Source organism: Methylomonas albis, from assembly GCF_014850955.1.
GTDB classification, from domain to species: domain Bacteria; phylum Pseudomonadota; class Gammaproteobacteria; order Methylococcales; family Methylomonadaceae; genus Methylomonas; species Methylomonas albis.
Map to the genome: position 1 here is coordinate 1598439 of NZ_JACXSS010000001.1, position 18963 is coordinate 1617401.

The following is an 18963-nucleotide window of genomic DNA, read 5'->3' on the forward strand; positions in this document are numbered from 1 at the left end:
CATCGCCTCATCGACAGAACAATAACAATAATATTTGCCGCTAACAGACTTAAGTCTACATAATGTTGGCAGACTGGCAAACAGCAAGGGAACACTGTGGAGCAATATAGCAAACAAAATCAGGCACAGCGTCTGCTTTGGACGGTGCTACTGCTTTTACTTGCGCAGTTGTTTAGCTTGTATTTTCCGGTATCAGAATATTTGCAGCCATTTGTGAGTCAATCTTTGGGCGTGCATATGTTGATGGAAGGTTTTTCCATCGTGATTTCCGCGTTGGTGTTCGCGGTGGGTTGGAGCGTTTATCAAAAGGAGAACTCCGCCGGATTCATGGTGCTGGCCTGCTGCTTTTTAGGCGTGGCCATCTTTGATTTGATGCATACCTTGTCTTTCAAAGGCATGCCGGCCTTTATTACCGAGAGCGATATGGAAAAAGCCATCGCTTTTTGGCTAATGGCTCGCGGGTTTGCGGCGATAGGTTTGGTGATGGGATTGTTGGTGCCGAGCAAGCAAATAACGCCGGTATCTCGCTCTTTGATGTTGAGCGGTGTGGTGCTTTATATTATCTTGGGTTGCTGGCTGGTGTTTTTCCATCAAGCCTGGTTACCGCGTACCTTTGATGAAACCCAAGGATTAAGCGCATTTAAAAAAGTCTGCGAATACATATTGGCGAGCGTTTATGCCTTAAGCGGCATAGGCTATTTACGCCAAACTCGCTGCCAACATGCCTACGATCCAGCTGGCTTGGCTGCTGCTGCGGCCATCATGGCCATGAGCGAGTTATTCGTGACCTTTTATGCCAGCGTGACTGATTTGTATATTCTGTTGGGGCATGTCTATAAGGTAGTCGCCTATGCCTTGATTTACCGTTCGGTTTTCCTCAATAGTATCCAACTGCCTTACCAAAGGCTCTATCAAGCGCATCAGGCGTTGTCCGGCAGCGAAGCCAAATTTCACGCGATTATCGAAGAGTCGCCGATTGCCTATGCGCTGCATGACAGTCAGGGCAATATCAGTTACTTGAATTCGGCTTTCGTCAAAACCTTTGGCTATACCTTGACCGATATTCCGACCTTGGCGGAATGGTGGTGGCATGCCCATCCCGAGGCCGACTATAGGCAACAAGTCATAGAAAGCTGGCATAGCTATCAGCGCGACCCCAATTCCACGGACGAGTCCAATCAGGCTGCAGAATTAAAGGTGTATTGCAAGGATGCCAGATGCCGGATGGTTTTGATCAATATCGTTTTGCTGGGCGATAGTTTGGCGGGTAATCAATTACTGATTTTGCGCGATGTTACTGATCTCCTGGAAACCATGCGCAAGCTGGCCGACTCGGTGAACATGCTGCAAACCGTCATCAACACCATCCCCAATCGTGTGTTCTGGAAAGACTTGAATTATCGTTATCTGGGCGCCAATTTGGCATTCAGTAACGATGCCGGTTTCGATAGCCCGGCCGAGCTGATCGGTAAATCGGATGACCAATTGATTTGGCGGGATTTGGCGCCAATATACCGTACGGACGACAAACAGGTAATCGACAGCAATACCGCAAAATTGGGTTACGAAGAGACCCAAATGGGGCCGCAAGGTAAAACCCTATGCTTGCGAACCTCGAAAGTGCCATTGCGTAATACGCAGCAACAGGTGATTGGCGTGTTGGGTGTGTATGAGGACATTACCGCGCGGAAAAGTGCCGAAGCGGAAATGCAATTGGCCGCCTTGGTGTATTTGCATAGCAGCGAGGCGATGATGGTTACCGATGCCACGGGCAGCATTATTACGGTTAACCCGGCATTTACCACAGTAACCGGTTATTCGGCCGAGGAAGTGATAGGCCGCGTCTTTGTCGGCGGTGCCACGGAGCATCACGATCAGGCTTTCTATAAAACCGTGTTGCGAGTTATCAATACCAATGGGCATTGGGCCGGCGAAATCAGCGGTCGCCGCAAGAATGGTGAAGATTGCATACAGTGGGTAACCATTAATTCCATTTTGAATGAAAATGGCGGTGTACATAGACGCGTAGCGTTGATTGCAGACATCACCGACCGCAAAAAATCCGAGGAGCTAATTTGGCAGCAAGCCAATTTCGATCCGCTGACCGGCTTGCCGAATCGGAATATGTTTTTAGATCGGCTCAATCAGGAGATCAAAAAGGCATTTAGGCATGGTCAGCACGTAGCGTTGATGTTTCTGGACTTGGATCGCTTCAAGGATGTCAACGACAGCATGGGCCACTTTATGGGCGACATACTGTTGAAGGAAGCCGCGCGGCGCATCAGCGGCTGCGTACGCGATTCCGATAGCATCGCCAGACTGGGCGGCGATGAATTTACCGTGATTCTGGGTGAGCTGGATCAGGTCGATGGTGTGAACCGGATCGCCAGGAAAATTTTACAACGGTTGGCGGAGCCGTTTCATTTGGGCAACGAGACCGCCTATATATCCGGGAGTATAGGCATTGCACTGTATCCGGACGATGCGCTGGATACCGATGCCTTATTAAAAAATGCCGATCAGGCAATGTACGCCGCCAAAAATCAGGGTCGGGATCGTTACCATTATTTCACTGCCTTGATGCAGAAGAATGCTCAGATGCGCATGCGTCTGGCCAACGATTTGCACGGTGCGCTGGCCCATCGGCAGTTTTTATTGTATTACCAACCGATCATCGAATTTGCCAGCGGCACTATTGCCAAAGCGGAAGCATTGCTGCGTTGGCAGCATCCAACCTTGGGCATGGTGAGTCCGGCCGAATTTATTCCGGTTGCTGAAGATACCGGGGTTATCGTCGATATTGGCGATTGGGTTTTTGACACCGCCGCGCGTCAGGCCAAGCAGTGGCGACAAAACTATCGCCCGGATTTCCAGATCAGCGTCAATAAATCGCCAGTGCAGTTCCGCAGACAAGCCATGGAAGCCAATCAATGGCTTGCCGTATTGCAAGAGCTGGACTTAGCAGGCCAGAGCATAATCGTTGAAATTACCGAAGGTTTGATATTGGATGCCAGCAACAGCACTCGCGAGCAGTTGTTGGCGTTTCGTGAGGGGGGTATGCAGGTGGCTTTGGACGATTTCGGCACCGGATATTCGTCCTTGGCCTATTTGAAGAAATTCGACATTGATTACATCAAAATAGACCAAGCTTTTGTCAGGAGCCTGGTAGCCGGCTCCAGCGATATGGCCTTATGCGAAGCCATTGTGGTGATGGCGCACAAGCTGGGTATTAAAGTCGTCGCCGAAGGCATAGAGACCCAGGAACAATACGATCTTTTGAAGCGAATGGGCTGCGAATACGGTCAAGGCTATTTAATTTCCAAACCGGTCCCTGCTGACCAATTCGAACGGCTACTCGACAAGGCCTTAGCCCAAACGCCTGCCGGCGATGAGTGAATTTAGTCGAAATAGTCGAATTGCCAGCTAGGAATACAATGGCCTATTTTTGTTAAGAACTGCTAGGACTAGCCTATCCGCTGAAAGTCTTAGCAGGCAAGATAGTTGGCTTAAGCCGCGATTCGGCCGCTTTAGCCAACTGCCCAGGCCGCCAGCCTGATAAAATGCGCGGCATGAATACAACCCTGATGCAAATGACTGTGCTGATGCTCTGCGGAGCCGGTTGGCGGGTATTGACGCCTAATCGTCTGTCGGCCGATCAGACGCGCTTGGTGTTAACCAGTGTGGTTTATTACTTTTTCATGCCGGTTATGGTGCTGGATGTGCTGTGGCGAGCCGATATTGGCTGGCAATCGCTACAATATTCCGCCCTGGGTTCTATCAGCATCTTGTTGTCGATTGTGGCGAGCTGGATGTTTGCCAAGGTATTTAAATTCAAAAATCAACAAACCGGGGCGGTGATTTTGGCGGCCGCCTTTCCGAATGTCACGTATTTGGGATTGCCGGTATTGGAGCAGATCTTCGGCGACTGGAGCCGATCTTTGGTCATCCAAATCGATTTGTTTGCCGAAGCGCCCTTGGTTTACACCTTGGGGATAGCGCTGGCCCGACATTATGGTGCAAGCGGTGAGCCGAAACCGAAATCGATCTTCGCGTTTTTCAATGCGCCGCCGTTCTGGGCGGCTTTTGTAGCTGTAGTGTTAAATCTGAATCAAGTGCCGATACCTGAATGGTTGGCCGGCTTACTGCAAAAATGTTCCGGAGCGGTCGCGCCGTTGATGATTTTTTCTTTAGGTTTGGCGCTGAGTTGGCGGGATATACGCTTACGCAACTTACCGTTCATCGCACCCACCGCATTAATTAAATTATGGATGATGCCACTAATAGCGTTGTGGTTGGCAAACTTGCTCAATTTGACCGGCCAGCCCAAAGCCGCAGCCGTGATGGATATAGCCATGCCCAGCATGGTGATGGGTATCGTGTTGTGTGATCGCTATAAACTGGACAGCGGTTTATACGCGATGGCTGTGACAGTGACGACGGCCTTGAGTTTAGTGAGCTTGCCGCTCTGGTATCGAGTGTTATGAAACAAATCGCCGAAATATTCTCGCAAGGAGAAGAAATCGTCTGCGGACAGACCGTGGACAGCAACGCGGCCTGGCTATCCCAACAACTGGTCGAGCTGGGCTTTACTCTAAAACGGCATACAGCGGTAGGCGATAATCTGCAGGACTTGATTGCCTTGTTCACGGAAATTGCCGAGCGCGCCGATTGCTGTATTTGCACCGGCGGTTTGGGGCCGACCATCGACGATCTAACCGCCGAGGCGCTCAGCGCTGCCAGCGCTCAGCCCTTGCAATTTGACGCAGAGGCCTTTGCCGAAATTCAACACTATTACGCCCGTCGCAACCGGGTCATGCCGGAAGCTAACCGTAAACAAGCCCTGTTGCCGCAGTCAGCAGTACGCATAGATAACGCCTACGGCACCGCGCCTGGTTTTGCTTTGCAATTCAAACGCTGCTGGTTTGTGTGTCTGCCGGGTGTGCCGTCGGAAATGAAGCACATGTTCACCGCCTTGGTACGCCGGCAATTGTTGCAAAGCTTTCCCTTGCAGCCCGATTGTCTGGTGAGCTTGCGCAGCATAGGCATAGGCGAGTCGGCGATTCAGCAAAGTCTGGACGGCATCCAGCTACCGGCAGGCGTACAGCTGGGTTTTCGCGCCGCGCCGGACGAAGTGCAAACCAAGCTGTTATTTCCCGGCGATTTTCCAGAGACGGACAAACAAACCTGCGTGGCCGAAGTTGCAGAACGGATCGGCGCTTATGTGTTTGCTATCGACGGCTTACACGAATCGCAAGGCGATCTGTTGGAGGTTGTGGCGGCGGCGATGAGCAAAAGCCGCTATTCCCTGGCACTGATGGAAACTGCTAGCCAAGGTCTGTTAGCCGCCAAATGCTTGGGCCGCGACTGGCTCGCTCGGGTAGAAATCAATCTCGATTGGGGACGCAACACGGGATCATTGCCGGTCGATCCGAGTGCCGGCGATTTGCAACAAATTGCCGGTATCTGGGCCGAACAGCTCAAAGCCCGCGAGCAAACCGACTTTGCCCTGGTGCAACTCTACAGCGGCAGTGCCGAAGACTATCTGCATAAAGATAAATCCATCGTCCTTTATAATGCTTTAGCCACACCCAGCGGGGTGATCTCGACTCAGCTGAATGCCCACGGCGCCCTTAAACACAAACAAAACCAGGCCGCCTTACTGGCGCTGGACTTACTTAGACGTCACCTACAAAACAAATGCCTTTAATCCGCTTAACCAATGTTTCCATCGCCTTCGGCACCCATGCGCTGCTCGATAACTCTGCCTTTCAACTTGATGCCGGCGAGCGGGTCGGCCTGCTAGGCCGCAACGGCGAGGGTAAATCGACCTTGATGAAAATCATCGCCGGCGATATTTATGCCGATCACGGCGAAATCTGGAAACAGCCGGAATTGCGGCTGGCCTGGCTGGAGCAATCGCCCAATCTGGATGAAAATGAAACCATTTACGAGGCGGTAGCTGGCGGACTAGGTGAGTTGGGTCGGGTGATCGCCCGCTATCACGAATTGTTACACCACATGGACGGCAGCGAGCAGTCGCTACAAGCCTTGGGTGATGTGCAGCATAAACTGGAAGCTGAGAACGGTTGGGAGTTTCAAACCCGCGTCGAAGCGGTGTTGAGCAAATTGCAATTGCCGGCGGATGTGCTGGTCGGCAGTTTGTCCGGTGGCTGGAAGCGGCGGGTGGCGCTGGCGCGGGCCTTGGTGATCGACCCGGAAGTCTTGCTGCTGGACGAGCCGACCAACCATTTGGATTTCGAAAGTATCGCCTGGCTGGAAGAGCAAATTCTGGCCTTCCAGGGCGCGGTGATGTTCGTCACTCATGACCGGGCATTTCTCCAAAAATTGGCGACACGCATCATTGACCTGGATCGTGGTCAGCTGACTTCCTGGGCCGGTAATTACCAAGATTATTTAACGCGCAAGGCGGCGGCTTTGGAAGACGAAGCCAATCAGAACGCTGAGTTTGACAAAAAGCTGGCCAAGGAAGAAGTCTGGATTAGACAAGGTGTAAAAGCGCGTCGCACCCGTAACGAAGGCCGGGTCAGAGCCTTGAAACGGCTGCGCGACGAACGCTCCGAGCGCCGCAACACCCAAGGCACCGCCAAATTGAGTTTGAACAAAGGCGAGGCCTCCGGCAAAAAAGTGGTCGAAGCCATCGACGTCAATTTTCAATATCAGGATAAACCCATCATCAATGATTTTTCGCTGCGCATCGAACGCGGTGACAAGATCGGTTTGATCGGCAATAACGGTGCCGGCAAATCCACCTTATTAAAATTGCTGCTGGGTCAATTGCAGCCCACCACCGGCACGATCGAGTTGGGTACCAATTTACAAATTGCGTATTTCGACCAATTGCGCGAGCAGCTAGATCCGGAAATTTCGGTGGCTGATAGCGTGCTGGATGGCGGCGAGTTTGTGGACACGCCGAACGGCAAACGCCACGTGATGTCGTATCTGGCCGACTTTCTGTTCGCCCCAGCCAGGGCCCGTTCGCCGGTGAAAAGCCTGTCCGGCGGCGAGAAAAATCGCTTGTTGCTGGCACGTCTGTTTACCAAGACCGCCAACCTGATAGTGATGGACGAACCCACCAACGACCTGGATTTGGAAACCCTGGAAATTTTGGAAGAAAAACTGGTCGATTACCAAGGCACGCTGTTATTGGTCAGCCATGATCGGGCGTTTCTGGATAACGTCGTCACCAGCGTCCTGGTGTTTGAAGGCGAGGGCAGGGTAGAAGAATATATCGGCGGTTATGCCGACTGGTTTGCCCTGATGGAACAGAACAAAAAAACCGAAGCAGTAAAAGCCGCCGAACAAGCGGTTAAAAAGGAAAAGCCCAAAACCAGCCCGACCAAGAAGCTTAGTTTTAAAGAACAGCGGGAGTTGGAGCAATTACCGGTGCTGATCGAACAACTGGAAACCCTGCAAAGCCAGCTGACGGCGGAAATGAACGGAGCCAATTTTTATAAACAAAGCGCGGATGCGGTGGCGACCAAGCTGGCGCAATTGCAAAATGCCGAAGCTGAGTTAAGTCGGGCCTATCAGCGTTGGGATGAACTGGAAGCCATGCAGGGCTGAGGCTTTCGGCTGTTTCCGGTCTATAGTTCGATATTCAGCATCGCGATCAGTGTGGTGGGTTGACCTTGCAGAAACTTGATAATTTCGACCCGTGCGACAGCAACTGCGATGCCCTTGCTTTGCAGGACCTTTAATATAGTGTCGAAGGCCTGGCGCTGTCGTTCGCCGCGTTCAGAATGGTCACGCCGACAGCCGAACTCGTCCATTAGAGTAGAGCCGCAGCGGCAGTTTCTGAATACTTCCACTAGAATTAAGCCGTCGTCCTCGATGGCCGAGCGTAACGATGAACGGCCGCGGGGCATGTCTTGGGTGTCGATAAAAAACTGCTCAGCCGAGATATACACGTAACCGCAACTGGCGCAGGTTTTCGGAAATGTTGAGTCTAGCAAGGCGCGTAAGCCTTCGAAATCTTGAATATCCATAACCAATACCTGAGTTTGGAAAAGCCCGGCAGAGTAAAAACGTTGTGCCATAATGACTGACGTAGGTAGTCAGCCAGGACCCTTCTGATAACGGATCGCGGATGAGTATTTTAACGTGGAACGACCAATTATTGGTCGGTATAGAGAATGTGGATAGTCAGCACCGGCATTTGGTGGAGCTGATTAATCGTCTGGACGAACTAAATGCGGTGGGCGCCGATCTGCAAACTGTCGTCGATACCGTGAAACAGCTGGTTGATTACACCGTTTATCATTTCCAGGACGAAGAGCAACTGATGACGGATGTGGGTTTTAATCCGCGCATGCAGGCCGAGCACTGCCAGCAACATCAAGATTTTATCGATAAAGTCCGGCAGGTGCATATCCAGGCCCAATCCGATATTTCGGTTATTTCCAAGGATTTACTGGATTTTTTGGTTGACTGGCTTTGCCACCATATTTTAAAAACCGACAAACTGATGGCGATTAGCCTTAAACAGGGTGTCGATGCCGCTCAAGTCAGTATCGATAGGGATGAGCATGTCGATATTCTGCACAGTAACTTATATTCGGCTTTGCGGGAAAGCGAAGAACGCTTTAAGGAATTGGCCGACCATCTGCCGGCCTTGATCTGGGTGACCAACCCGAAAAACCTGCCGATTTTTTGTAACCGTTTCTGGTTTAAAACTTTTAACATCGAACGCGGGTTTGTTGATCGCCGGCAATGGTTGAATACCATACACCCCGACGACAGGGATAAAGTGGTGGAGGCCTATCAGCAGGCGGCGGCGGAATTGACCAAGTTCAAGATACAGTATCGTCTGTGTACTGCGGATGCCAAGGAAATCTGGATTTTGGAAACTGCCGTGCCCAGGGTCCGCAAGAATGGCGAATTTGCCGGTTTGATGGGCTGCGGCATGGACATCAGCACCCAAAAGCAGGCGGAAGCGACTTTGCTGAAAATCAATCAGCAACTGGAAGAGCGGGTCGCGGAACGCACCCAAGCACTGACCGAAGCCAATCGGACCCTCGAGCTGGAGAAAAACCAGCAAACTTTGCTAAATCAGCAGCTCCAGGAAACTCAGGCGCATTTGGTGCAAGCCGAGAAAATGGCGTCGATCGGCCAGTTGGCGGCCGGCGTGGCGCACGAGATCAATAATCCGCTCGGGTATATTTATTCCAACCTGAACAGTCTAAAGCAGTACATACAAGAATTAACCGATGTTGCTGAATTGGCGGAACGTCTGGCCGGGCAATTGCCCGATAACCATCCGGACGCGCTAGCCTTTAAGCAATTTAAACAAACAGTCGATTTAGCGTTTGTAAAAAGCGATGCCGCCGATTTGGTGGAGGAGTCTTTGGAAGGCGCGAATCGTGCCAAGAAAATCGTCCAGGATCTCCGCGATTTTTCCCGGATCGATAAACAGGACAGGGGGATGTTCGATCTGGAAGCCGGCATAGACGCCACTTTGAATATCGTCAACAACGAGCTGAAATTCAAGGCCGCAGTGATAAAAGAATACGGCGGCATCAAACCCTTTGAATGTGTCGGCGCACAGCTTAATCAGGTATTCATGAATCTATTGGTGAATGCCGCTCAAGCTATACCCGATTTCGGCAAAATTACCGTACGCACCGGTTATCAGGATGCCGACTGGGTATGGGTGGAGATAGAGGATACCGGGCAAGGCATGAGCGAAGCTACCAGAGCCCGAATATTCGATCCGTTTTTTACCACCAAACCGGTGGGTAAAGGCACCGGTTTGGGTTTGTCGCTGTCGTATAAAATCATCCAGGACCATCACGGTCGCATCGAGGTAGAGTCGGTCGTCGGTCAAGGGACTCGATTCCGCATTTATTTGCCGACCAGTGCACTCGCCAATAAGTAATTATCCAAGCCGCGCCTATGACTGAGCTTTCCCAACATACCAACACAGTCGCCAATCTGTTATTTGTCGATGACGAGCCCAACGTGTTAAAGGCTTTGCGCCGCTTGTTTCGCAGTGCCGAATACAATGTGCAACTGGCGGAAGGCGGTGCCGATGGCCTGGAAATTCTGCAGCAACATCCTATCGATCTGATTATCTCCGACATGCGCATGCCGCATATGGATGGCGCGGAGTTTTTGACCCGAGCCGCCGAACGCTGGCCGGATTGCGTGCGGATCTTATTGACCGGTTATGCCGATATTGAATCGACCATCGCGGCAGTAAACAAGGGCAAGATATACAGCTATTGCAGCAAGCCGTGGGAAGACAACGAGCTAAAAATTCTGGTAAACAACGCGCTGGAACAAAAGCGCTTGCGCGACGAACGCCGGCAACTGTTCGAAATTATCAACCGGCAAAATCTTGAGCTGAAAGAGCTGAATGCCGGTTTGGAAGAAAAGGTGGAAAAACGCACCGAACAGTTGAGAAAGTCTTTGCAGATGATCGATCAAGCTCACGATGCCTTGAAAAAACAGTATGCCGATTCGGTTAAGGTGTTCGCAAAAACCATCGAAATGCGGCCAGGTATCAAAAGTGGTCACGCCAAATATGTGGCGGAAAACGCCAGGGAAGTCGGGCGGCGGTTGGGGATGGACGCCGCGGCGCTGAAGGATTTGGTCTACGCCGGCCTGCTACTGCAAATCGGCAAAATGAGCCTGCCCGACAGTCTGCTGACGCTGCCCTTATTGAGCATGAATAGCCAGCAACGCAAACGCTATTTAAATCATGCTTTGGAAGGGCAATCCTTATTAAAAGGCCTGGAGCCATTGCATCACGCCGGGGAACTGATCGCCGCCCAATACGAACATTTCGACGGTTCCGGCCAACCTTTGGGTTGGGCTGGTTCGGGGATACCCTTGGGTGCGAGGATATTGACCCTGGTGCGCGACTATATTAATTGCCTGGACGGCTCGATTACCGGTACCGCTATGACCACCGAGCAGGTGAAAGAGCGTTTGCTGGGTAAAAAAGCCAAAGACTACGATCCGCTGGTGGTTGATACGTTTTTGGCCTTGCTTGCCGAGTCCGAAACCAGCGACGAACGGCCGATTATCGAAATTTCCTGGACCCAGTTGCAAGCAGGCATGGAAGCCGCCGAGATTATTTGTAACGACGTCTTGTATTTAAAAAATCAGATTCTCAACGAAAAAAACGTCGAAGACATTCTTGAACTCAGGAAGCACAAGAAAAACCTGATTTTGCGGGTAAGAATGGGCAGTGAGCGACAACGCGGTTGAATTGGCCGGAACGGCGGAAACCATTTTAGATAGGCAGGTAACTATGAGCAAAAAGCACCCACCCAAAGCCGACAAGCAAGTTTATAAAGACACTTTACAGCTACTGCAGGTGGAGCTGGTCAAGTTGCAGAACCATATCATCAAGCATGGCGACAAAATCCTGATTATCCTGGAAGGCCGCGATGCCGGGGGCAAGGATGGCACCATCAAGCGTATCATTCAGCATCTCAGCCCGAGGGAAATTCGGGTGGTGGCACTGGGCAAACCGTCCGACCGCGACCTCAGCACCTGGTATTTCCAACGCTATACCCACCATTTGCCGGCCGCACAGGAAATGGTGTTGTTCAACCGCAGTTGGTACAACCGGGCCGGCGTGGAGCGGGTGATGGGGTTTTGCAACGATGACGAATACCACGAGTTTATCGAAACCGTCTCGCATTACGAACAGCTACTGGTGCGCTCCGGCATCAAGCTGCTGAAATACTATCTGGACATCAGCAAAGCCGAACAAAAAGAACGCTTAAAACAACGCCAAAAAGATCCGCTGAAACAATGGAAAATCAGCCCCATCGACAAGGAAGCACAGAAACACTGGCAGCAATACAGCGAAGCCCGCAACATTATGTTTGCCAGAACCCACCATTTATCCGCGCCCTGGACGGTCGTTAGATCCGACGATAAACAAGCCGCGCGGATCAATATCATCAAGGATTTATTGTTTCGTTTGGATTACAAGGGTAAGGACGAAGCGCTGGTCTTGCCGGATGCGAATATAGTGTTTAATTACGAGGAAAGCTATTTGCATAATGGCATGATTGCGCCTTGAGGCGTGGTCGGGAAAAGAGTCGGGTTGGTGATAAATACCTATATGCACCAAACTGAGCAAGCCATATTCAAACGTAGGGTGGGCAACGCTTTTCTGCCCACCATTTCACGTGATTGCTTTAATTCCGCGTGGGCACAAAAACCGTGCCCACCCTTGACTACATGACTAAAACATGGGTTGGGATCTTTTAAATTTGTTTATCGCTCCGGGGACCTTGCGCTTAATCGTCTGCGCAGTGGCGATAGGCGCTGTCGCTACTTTTCTGGTGGTGCTGTGGTTTAGCGTTTCCGCCGCCCGGCGCAATATCGATAATCCTAAACTCCGATACCTGACGATGGGTTTGGTTCTGGCGATATTCCTGGTGCCTGTGGCTTACAAACTTCATCAACATTACCAAAAGCAGCAGATTATCGACGCCCAGCGCGCCGCCAAACACGCCACGATGGCGAAAGCGCTAGCGCGCTATCAGGAACTCTGCAAAGACGCGGGCGAGAAGATTTACCGTACCGTCGACAATGTCGACGGCGTGTTTTTGATGAAGCTGGAGTTCGATGAAAACACCGGCATCAGCCAGTACAGCAACGATGCTAAGAGTCCTTATGAAAGTCTGGGAGAATTCGACAGAGTTTTGTATAAAAATTTCCACTCTATTCGATATATGAGATTCGATGGCTATATTGCATCTTTCCTGCATGACAAAGCCATTTCCGACAGGTCGCCCATAAAAGAGGTCAAAAACATCAAGCCATTGCCGGCATTCCGCTTTGTCGAGGCCAAGGACCCCATCGATCACAAGCGCTATCGCTACACCGGCAGTTGGCAACCAGTCGATACCAACGACTGGGATAAATGGGGCCAGCTAATCGATAAACAGGGATACATCCCCCGAGAGATGCTGGAGCCGGTTAATTGGATTGACGGCGTCCGCGTCGAATTCGTATTGACCCGCGAACCGGCCGGTAACCCGCCGCCGCGATACGGTGTGACCTACGACGACCTGGAAACCCCGGAAGAGCGGAAGATGTGGATCGCCGGTAGCGCCTTGAAAGTGATCGATCTTGAAACCGGCGAATTGCTGGGCCAGCGCGTCGGCTATCTGCATGACCAAGGCGGTGGCGGTAATGGCGCCGGCCGGCAACCGTGGGCTCATGCCATGCGGGGAGTTGGCTGGTCATGCCCAAGCTGGTACTCACCTGCTAATAATAAAACTGGTTTTATTTTCAAAATACTCCATTCCAAATCAGGAGAAAATTAACCCGATAAGGTGCGCTAATAGATACCGTGTAAACCATTCTATGCAAGCCAGCGTAGGGCGCATTAAGGCCGTAAGGCGCAATAACCAACGGGCATTGCTCCGAATTTGATAAACCTGCCTCTGATACCTAACAAATGGATTACCGGCAGATTTGGCGCCCTGGCGGAACCGTTTTTTACTATCAGCCCGCGTAGGGCGAATTAGCGTTAGCGTAATGCGCCGAATGATTAAGGCCAATATGCAGCGCAATACGGCTACGCCTATTGACGGCCTACGATTGTGCCTTACGACCTTATGTTTTCGTAGAGCCGAAAGCTAGGGAAACGGCAAGGGCGTTGTCGAGAAGCAGTGTCTGGAAGACGCCGAACCCACAGCTGCGGGGCGATGAACACGAACCGGATATAAGGCGTGTGGCGATTACGCCATGCTACAGGGATTACATTCATTAAATTCGGTCAAACATGGCTGGGCATTACAGCTTAACTATGTTGGTGAAAACACATACAATTGCCTCAGCTTAGGGAATAGCCAATTCACCAATAATTTTTAACCATTTAGCAAATCTGGAGAAATATCATTATGTTCAAGCTTAGACTTGTTGTTTCCGCTTTAGCATTAACGTGTTTGCCAAATGCGCAGGCCGCTTATATTGGTAGCCTGACATTTGTACAAGCGACGGGCACCGTCTCTTCTAGCGAGGATATTCCGGTTTGGCTCAGGTTAACCTTGGATCCGGCATCCGATCCGCTCGTACTAAGCGGTAATAGTAGTGATACCCCGCCTTTCGGCGTAAGTCCGAGCAATTACCCCAGCAGTTTTTTCGCTTTCGACTCGGCGACTAACCAAGATATTTCCATCAGTAACGGCGTGCTCATTTCGGTGGACAATATTAGTTTGAATACGTCTTTCGGATGTAGCGGCACATTTACGGATGGCGGATGCCCGTCAACGTCTACGGGCGCGTACAACTTTAATTTCAATGCCGGCGCGGACAGCATCAACTCGATGAGTCAAATTGCTTTAAATCCTGGCGATAGCCGGGACTATCTGTTCGGTACTTTTACGCCCAATGGCCCGGTGTCTGCTGGAAATTACGAGTTTTACTGGTCCAGTCTGATCATAGGCTTTAGCGGTACGGTAAGAGCGCCTAAATTGGATGACAACGGTGATCCCATTCTGGATCAGAATGGCGATCCGATTTTGCAGGAGTTTAGTAATGCTTCCGGCGATTATGACATAGCCACGACCGGCTGCAATAACCAAAACAACCAAGTTTGCGCGGCGGCATTTACTCGCACCGTTAGTGCGGTGCCTTTGCCGGCGACTTTTTGGTTGTTTGGTTCGGCTATGCTGGGTGTTGCAGGTTACGCTCGCCGCCGGCCTATTTGAAATCTAGCCAAATCTGAACCGGCAACCCTAAGCTTAGGTTCAGAAGTGCGTTGCGAGGGTAGGGACGAATGAATTCGTCCCTACCGGTTTGATAGTTGAAACTTATTTAGCCGGTTCCGCAGGTTTGGCTGCGGCAGCCGGTGCTTTGGCTTTGGCTGGAGCGGCTTTTTCCTCTACCTGAGCTGCTTTTTCCGGTTCTTGCTTAGGTCCGATATAACCTTTATGCCAAGCACAGGCCGCGCCGGCCAGCAAGATCAGCAGAAATACATAGCTTTTCCAATGGCTTTTCTTTTCGCCGAACGGGTCGACCATTTGCATTTCCGCGTCTTTCGGCAGTTTGGCGACGCCGGTTAATAAGCGACCGAAAGGGATGTTGATAAAGGCCTTGGCATTCACCGCCCAGCCGCAGGCGTCCAGTACCGGCGCCAGATTGCGTTGGCGTAGTTTTAGATAGGCGATGAACATGGACGGACCGGAAATCGCCAGCATTAAGCCGATGATGGCCAGTGGCATTTGCCACCATTGCAAGCCCATGAAACTGCTCATGACGGTAGCCAGTGCGGTGCCGATCGCGCCTATCGCCAAACCGATGGCGGCGAAAATCCCGGCAAATTTACCCACATCAAACGGGACCGGTGGTTCCTTGCCTTGCCCGGCATGGCTGCCGGCATCCGAAATACCTTTGAAGGTATTTTCGTGAGCGGCTTTGTCGCGGGCCGACGCGCTTTTTTCCACTTGCTCGTTAATCATGCGCGCGACGCGTTTGTACGGCGCCCAAAATGCTTCCTTGATACTGATCGGGTTTTCGATGATTTTAACGATAGTCGCATCCCAGTCCAGGCCGTTGCGGTCGTAAAACACGCCGTTGCGGCCGACGCGCAGATTGTCGCTGTCGCCGCCGGTAAAGGCTGCGGCAATGGTGAGTGTTTCGTTACTGCCTTGGCGGCGGCATTCGCAATAGGCCAGAAAAATCTTGCTGAGTTCGGCCAGTTTGCTATGGCTGTCTACGTCCTCTACCTTTACGCACAATTGGCAACTCCTGCCGTCCAGATACAGCGTGCCGGCTTGGAAAATGCCGTGCGGCTCGGCGCTGTAAAAATCGCGGAATGACACGAAGTTATTCAACAAGGTGTAAAGGTCGCGATAGTAATGCAGCAAGCGGACGACCGAGGCTATGGCTTTGGCGTGCGGTTCTAAAGCCAGGTCCTGTTCGATCAAGCCGGTCAATTTGGCTTGCGCATCGCTTTGCAACAGGATTTTGATGCGTTCCAGCCCCAGGTCTTCCACGGCATTGACCGGCTTTTTCTGTAACCAGGCTTGGTAATCGGCGAATTGACCGACTACGGATTGCCATTGCGCGTAGGCTAGGCTGTCCGCTTCGCCAAGCAACGGTTGCAGTACCAGGATTTTTAACTGCTCGACCGCAGCCCGCCAAGCCGGATTTAAGCCGGCGCTCAGGGGTAAGTTGCCGCCGGCCACGATAGAGGCCAGCGGTAATTTGGCAAGTTCGTCATTGCTTGCCGACAGGTCAATGCCGGCTAGCGCTTCGTAGCGGCTGTCGGCCGGATTCAGTAAATTAGCGGCGCCATCGTCAAACTCGGCTAGTTGGCAGCGGGTAAAAAAGTCGTCGATTTTGGGCTTTAACTGGGCCAGCAACGCCGCTGCCGCTTCGGTGTCGGCGATTTGATTGCGAATCCGCACGGCTTCGGCGTCGCTCTGTTGCCACCAATCGAAGTAAGCGCCGGCGTCTTTAAAAAACTGCTCGATTTTTTCCAGATTAATGCCCGGCTCACCGCAACGATCCTGAACATCGCCCAAGCAGGTGATGACGTCCGCGATGACTTGTTGGTCGGCCTCGTCGCTTGCGGCTTTAACCGGAATAATGCCGTCGCCGTTGAATTGGGTGTTGGCGAAAATCAGGGTCATATCGGCCAGATCGTCGGCGGTAATTTCGGTGGCATCGCCTTTGCCCAGATTTTTCAAAATCTCGATGGCCGAGGCCAATAATTGTTGGCCTTCAGGATCTTGATCGTTGATCGCCGCCAGCGGTAAGGTGGCTTTTTGTTGGATTAAATCGGCCGGATTTTTTAGTACCTTACTGACCCAGCGTACCGCTTCGATTACTTCATTGGCTCTGATACGGCCGTCATTATCGGTATCCAGCAGCGCTAGGGTTTGGGCATCGAAGAACAATCCGTGCGTCGGGCAACTCAGTGCCGCCCACAATTTCTGATCCAGTTCCGGCAGTGCGATTAAATCGCTACCGCGTTTCAATTCAACCTGATCGAAGCCGCCGAGTCTGGCAAACCGCCATTTTTCGGCAAGGTTACGGCTGGATATGGGCGTCATTGTCTCTCTCCTGTGTTGAGTGTTTTTGTTAGGTTTATCACGGAATTGCGCTAGTTTTACAGACTTAGGTCGCTTGACGCAACTTGCTTTGTCGGAGTGCAGGCGGGGCAGGAAACTTGCAATAACTCGCCGCTATGTCTGTGTCTTAAAGGACGGGCGCGGCCGTCCAATTGGTTCATCTCTTGGTACAAACGGTTTTCCTGGTTGAGTACTTCGTGTTCGTGCTCGAAGGGGTACAGGGTGGGGGCCATGCCGCCGCCGTCGATAAAATGCTGGCTGTCCAGCAACATCAATTTGGCATGCAGCAATTCATGCAATAAGGCGTCTGCCGGGGAGATACTGCAGGCGGGCGTGGTGTCGCAGCCCGGATCGTTCAGCAATTGCGCACCAAAGCGGGTGTCGAAATAAATCGTCACGCTATCCACACCAAATTGATTGCCAAAGGCCTGGGTTTGCCAGGTGTTTTGCCGGTATTTGAGTACGAGTTTTTGACCACGCAGTTCATTTATCAAGCTTACGGCTTGCGGGTAGTGTGAAAAATAGTCGGCCATCACTGCAAAGTCAGCCCTGATGTTGCCTGGATCGGCGGACTCGGCCTGATAGATAGTGCTGAGAAAATTGGATATTTCGGTTTTCGCCTGCGGATCGCTGTTCAGCGTGCTCTGCTTTTGGCTGTAAGCGGCCATCACCTGCGCAGCGTTGGGAGGTAGGCGTTGCCGCAAGTGAATTGTCGATACACCATCCTTGTCGACGGACAGCTTGGCCTGCATTTGGTTGACTGGCTCGGCCAGTTGGCTGGCAATAGAATGTACAGCATTGACGGGCTGTAAATCGTTGGCGGTTACCGCGCGTGAAGAAGCCATCATGCCTATACAAAAACTCAGCACTAAACCGATATTACGGCGGCGGTTATGCAGGATAGAGGCATCGTCGCGCTGCCGGCTGTCTTCTTTTAGATAGAGGCCATAGCGCCGGGCGATTGCTTCTAACTCGGTAAAAGCGGTGCCGGCGTTGCGACTCAAACCGGCTTGGCACACTAGCGCCGGTTTGCCGACGATTAAGCAGGGATGCAGAAAGTTGCGTTCTACCGGCTGTTGTAAATACCAGCTATTTAAATCGCCGGCTAATTTCTCGATTCCCTCGATCCGGCTGGTCGCGCCGCCAAAGGCCTGTAGCAGGGTGGATATTTCGTTCATAGCGTTATTTGATGCTGATGGATGCAGGTTTGCCGACCAACTCTAACAGTGCTTGAGCGCTGCCGCCAACTAGAGTGACTTTCGTGCCACCGATTAGGGAGGGCGCGGCGCGGCCGGGTTTGTCATAAAACAGTCATGTTTTTCCAGCATAATCGAAGCATGATGAAATTTGCGGGTGTTTCAAGATTTGCTTTCGATTGGAAAGCGGCAGAGTGGAGGGTGTCCGGCGGTGCCTATCTTCCATGGTTTGCGACAGCCCTGGCTACGGCCTATTTGCTTGTCGCGTTGTACTTTAGCTTGTCCGCCGTAGCGTTGAATGCCGACCAGAGTGCCGCAGAGGCTGCGGCACCCGCTCGAACGGAAACGGTTGCACAAAATGCTGTGGATTTACTGGAAATCGGCACCTGGCATTTATTTGGTCAAAGCCTGCATAGCGCTGCCGGTACGGGATCTATTTCGGAGACGCAATTGCAGCTCAAGTTGCTGGGTGTTTTGTTTTTGTCCAAGGATACCGGAAATGCCAGCGGCATCATTCAAGCCGACGACGGCCAACAGAAGAAATACAGATTAGGTGACGAATTGCCCGGTGGTGCGGTGCTGCAGGCGGTCGAGCAAGACCGGGTGCTGCTGAAACATGGCGAACGCCAGGAATCCTTATTATTGAAGAAAGATAGCGTCCGCGTACCCACTGTCACCGAATAACCCCCTCCCTTGTA

Annotated in this window: 13 protein-coding genes; 10 read left to right on the top strand and 3 right to left on the bottom strand. The window is 51.8% G+C overall.

The features are described 5' to 3' along the window. The first annotated feature begins 213 nt into the window (after nt 1-213). The 4 genes from EBA_RS07435 to EBA_RS07450 all read left to right on the top strand — a co-directional run bounded on the left by EBA_RS07435 (nt 214) and on the right by EBA_RS07450 (nt 7584). Nucleotides 214-3396 (top strand): bifunctional diguanylate cyclase/phosphodiesterase, encoded by a 3183-nt coding sequence (locus EBA_RS07435; protein WP_192374056.1) that lies wholly within the window; start codon nt 214-216, stop codon nt 3394-3396. Between the two features lie 173 nt (nt 3397-3569). Continuing rightward, nucleotides 3570-4484 (top strand): AEC family transporter, encoded by a 915-nt coding sequence (locus EBA_RS07440; protein WP_192374057.1) that lies wholly within the window; start codon nt 3570-3572, stop codon nt 4482-4484. Then, nucleotides 4481-5707, top strand: coding sequence for a competence/damage-inducible protein A (locus tag EBA_RS07445; protein ID WP_192374058.1), 1227 nt, complete (start codon nt 4481-4483; stop codon nt 5705-5707). Before EBA_RS07440 ends, EBA_RS07445 begins: the two co-directional genes overlap by 4 nt. After that, on the top strand, nt 5698-7584 hold the full coding sequence (locus EBA_RS07450; RefSeq protein ID WP_192374059.1) for an ATP-binding cassette domain-containing protein: 1887 nt from the start codon (nt 5698-5700) through the stop codon (nt 7582-7584). Before EBA_RS07445 ends, EBA_RS07450 begins: the two co-directional genes overlap by 10 nt. A 20-nt stretch (nt 7585-7604) precedes the next feature. Here the strand turns inward: EBA_RS07450 and EBA_RS07455 are convergent, their stop codons facing one another. Continuing rightward, entirely contained in the window at nt 7605-8006 is a 402-nt protein-coding gene (locus tag EBA_RS07455) for an oxidoreductase (protein ID WP_192374060.1), read from the bottom strand. Nucleotides 8007-8107: 101 nt separating this feature from the next. Here EBA_RS07455 and EBA_RS07460 point away from each other — a divergent pair, with 101 nt between their 5' ends. The 5 genes from EBA_RS07460 (at nt 8108) to EBA_RS07480 (ending at nt 14702) form a co-directional block, all read left to right on the top strand. Beyond that, nucleotides 8108-9895: a bacteriohemerythrin gene (locus tag EBA_RS07460; protein WP_192374061.1), complete on the top strand. Its 1788-nt coding sequence runs from the start codon at nt 8108-8110 to the stop codon at nt 9893-9895. Nucleotides 9896-9912: 17 nt separating this feature from the next. Next, entirely contained in the window at nt 9913-11232 is a 1320-nt protein-coding gene (locus tag EBA_RS07465) for an HD domain-containing phosphohydrolase (protein ID WP_192374062.1), read from the top strand. A 43-nt stretch (nt 11233-11275) separates the two neighbouring features. Next, nucleotides 11276-12058: a polyphosphate kinase 2 gene (gene ppk2, locus EBA_RS07470; RefSeq protein WP_192374063.1), complete on the top strand. Its 783-nt coding sequence runs from the start codon at nt 11276-11278 to the stop codon at nt 12056-12058. 172 nt (nt 12059-12230) lie between these two features. Next, nucleotides 12231-13313, top strand: a complete 1083-nt coding sequence (locus EBA_RS07475) for a hypothetical protein (RefSeq protein WP_192374064.1) — start codon at nt 12231-12233, stop codon at nt 13311-13313. A 624-nt stretch (nt 13314-13937) separates the two neighbouring features. Beyond that, a complete protein-coding gene (locus EBA_RS07480) occupies nt 13938-14702 on the top strand; it encodes a PEP-CTERM sorting domain-containing protein (protein ID WP_192374065.1) in 765 nt (254 codons plus the stop codon). A 102-nt stretch (nt 14703-14804) separates the two neighbouring features. On the opposite strand, the gene EBA_RS07485 is transcribed toward EBA_RS07480, so the two are convergent. After that, nucleotides 14805-17051, bottom strand: coding sequence for a hypothetical protein (locus EBA_RS07485; RefSeq protein ID WP_192374066.1), 2247 nt, complete (start codon nt 17049-17051; stop codon nt 14805-14807). Nucleotides 17052-17107: 56 nt separating this feature from the next. After that, nucleotides 17108-18247, bottom strand: a complete 1140-nt coding sequence (locus EBA_RS07490) for a hypothetical protein (RefSeq protein WP_192374067.1) — start codon at nt 18245-18247, stop codon at nt 17108-17110. A 159-nt stretch (nt 18248-18406) separates the two neighbouring features. Here EBA_RS07490 and EBA_RS07495 point away from each other — a divergent pair, with 159 nt between their 5' ends. After that, the gene (locus tag EBA_RS07495; RefSeq protein WP_192374068.1) at nt 18407-18949 is read left to right on the top strand and encodes a type II secretion system protein N; all 543 of its coding nucleotides are present in this window, start codon (nt 18407-18409) and stop codon (nt 18947-18949) included. Nucleotides 18950-18963 lie beyond the last annotated feature (14 nt).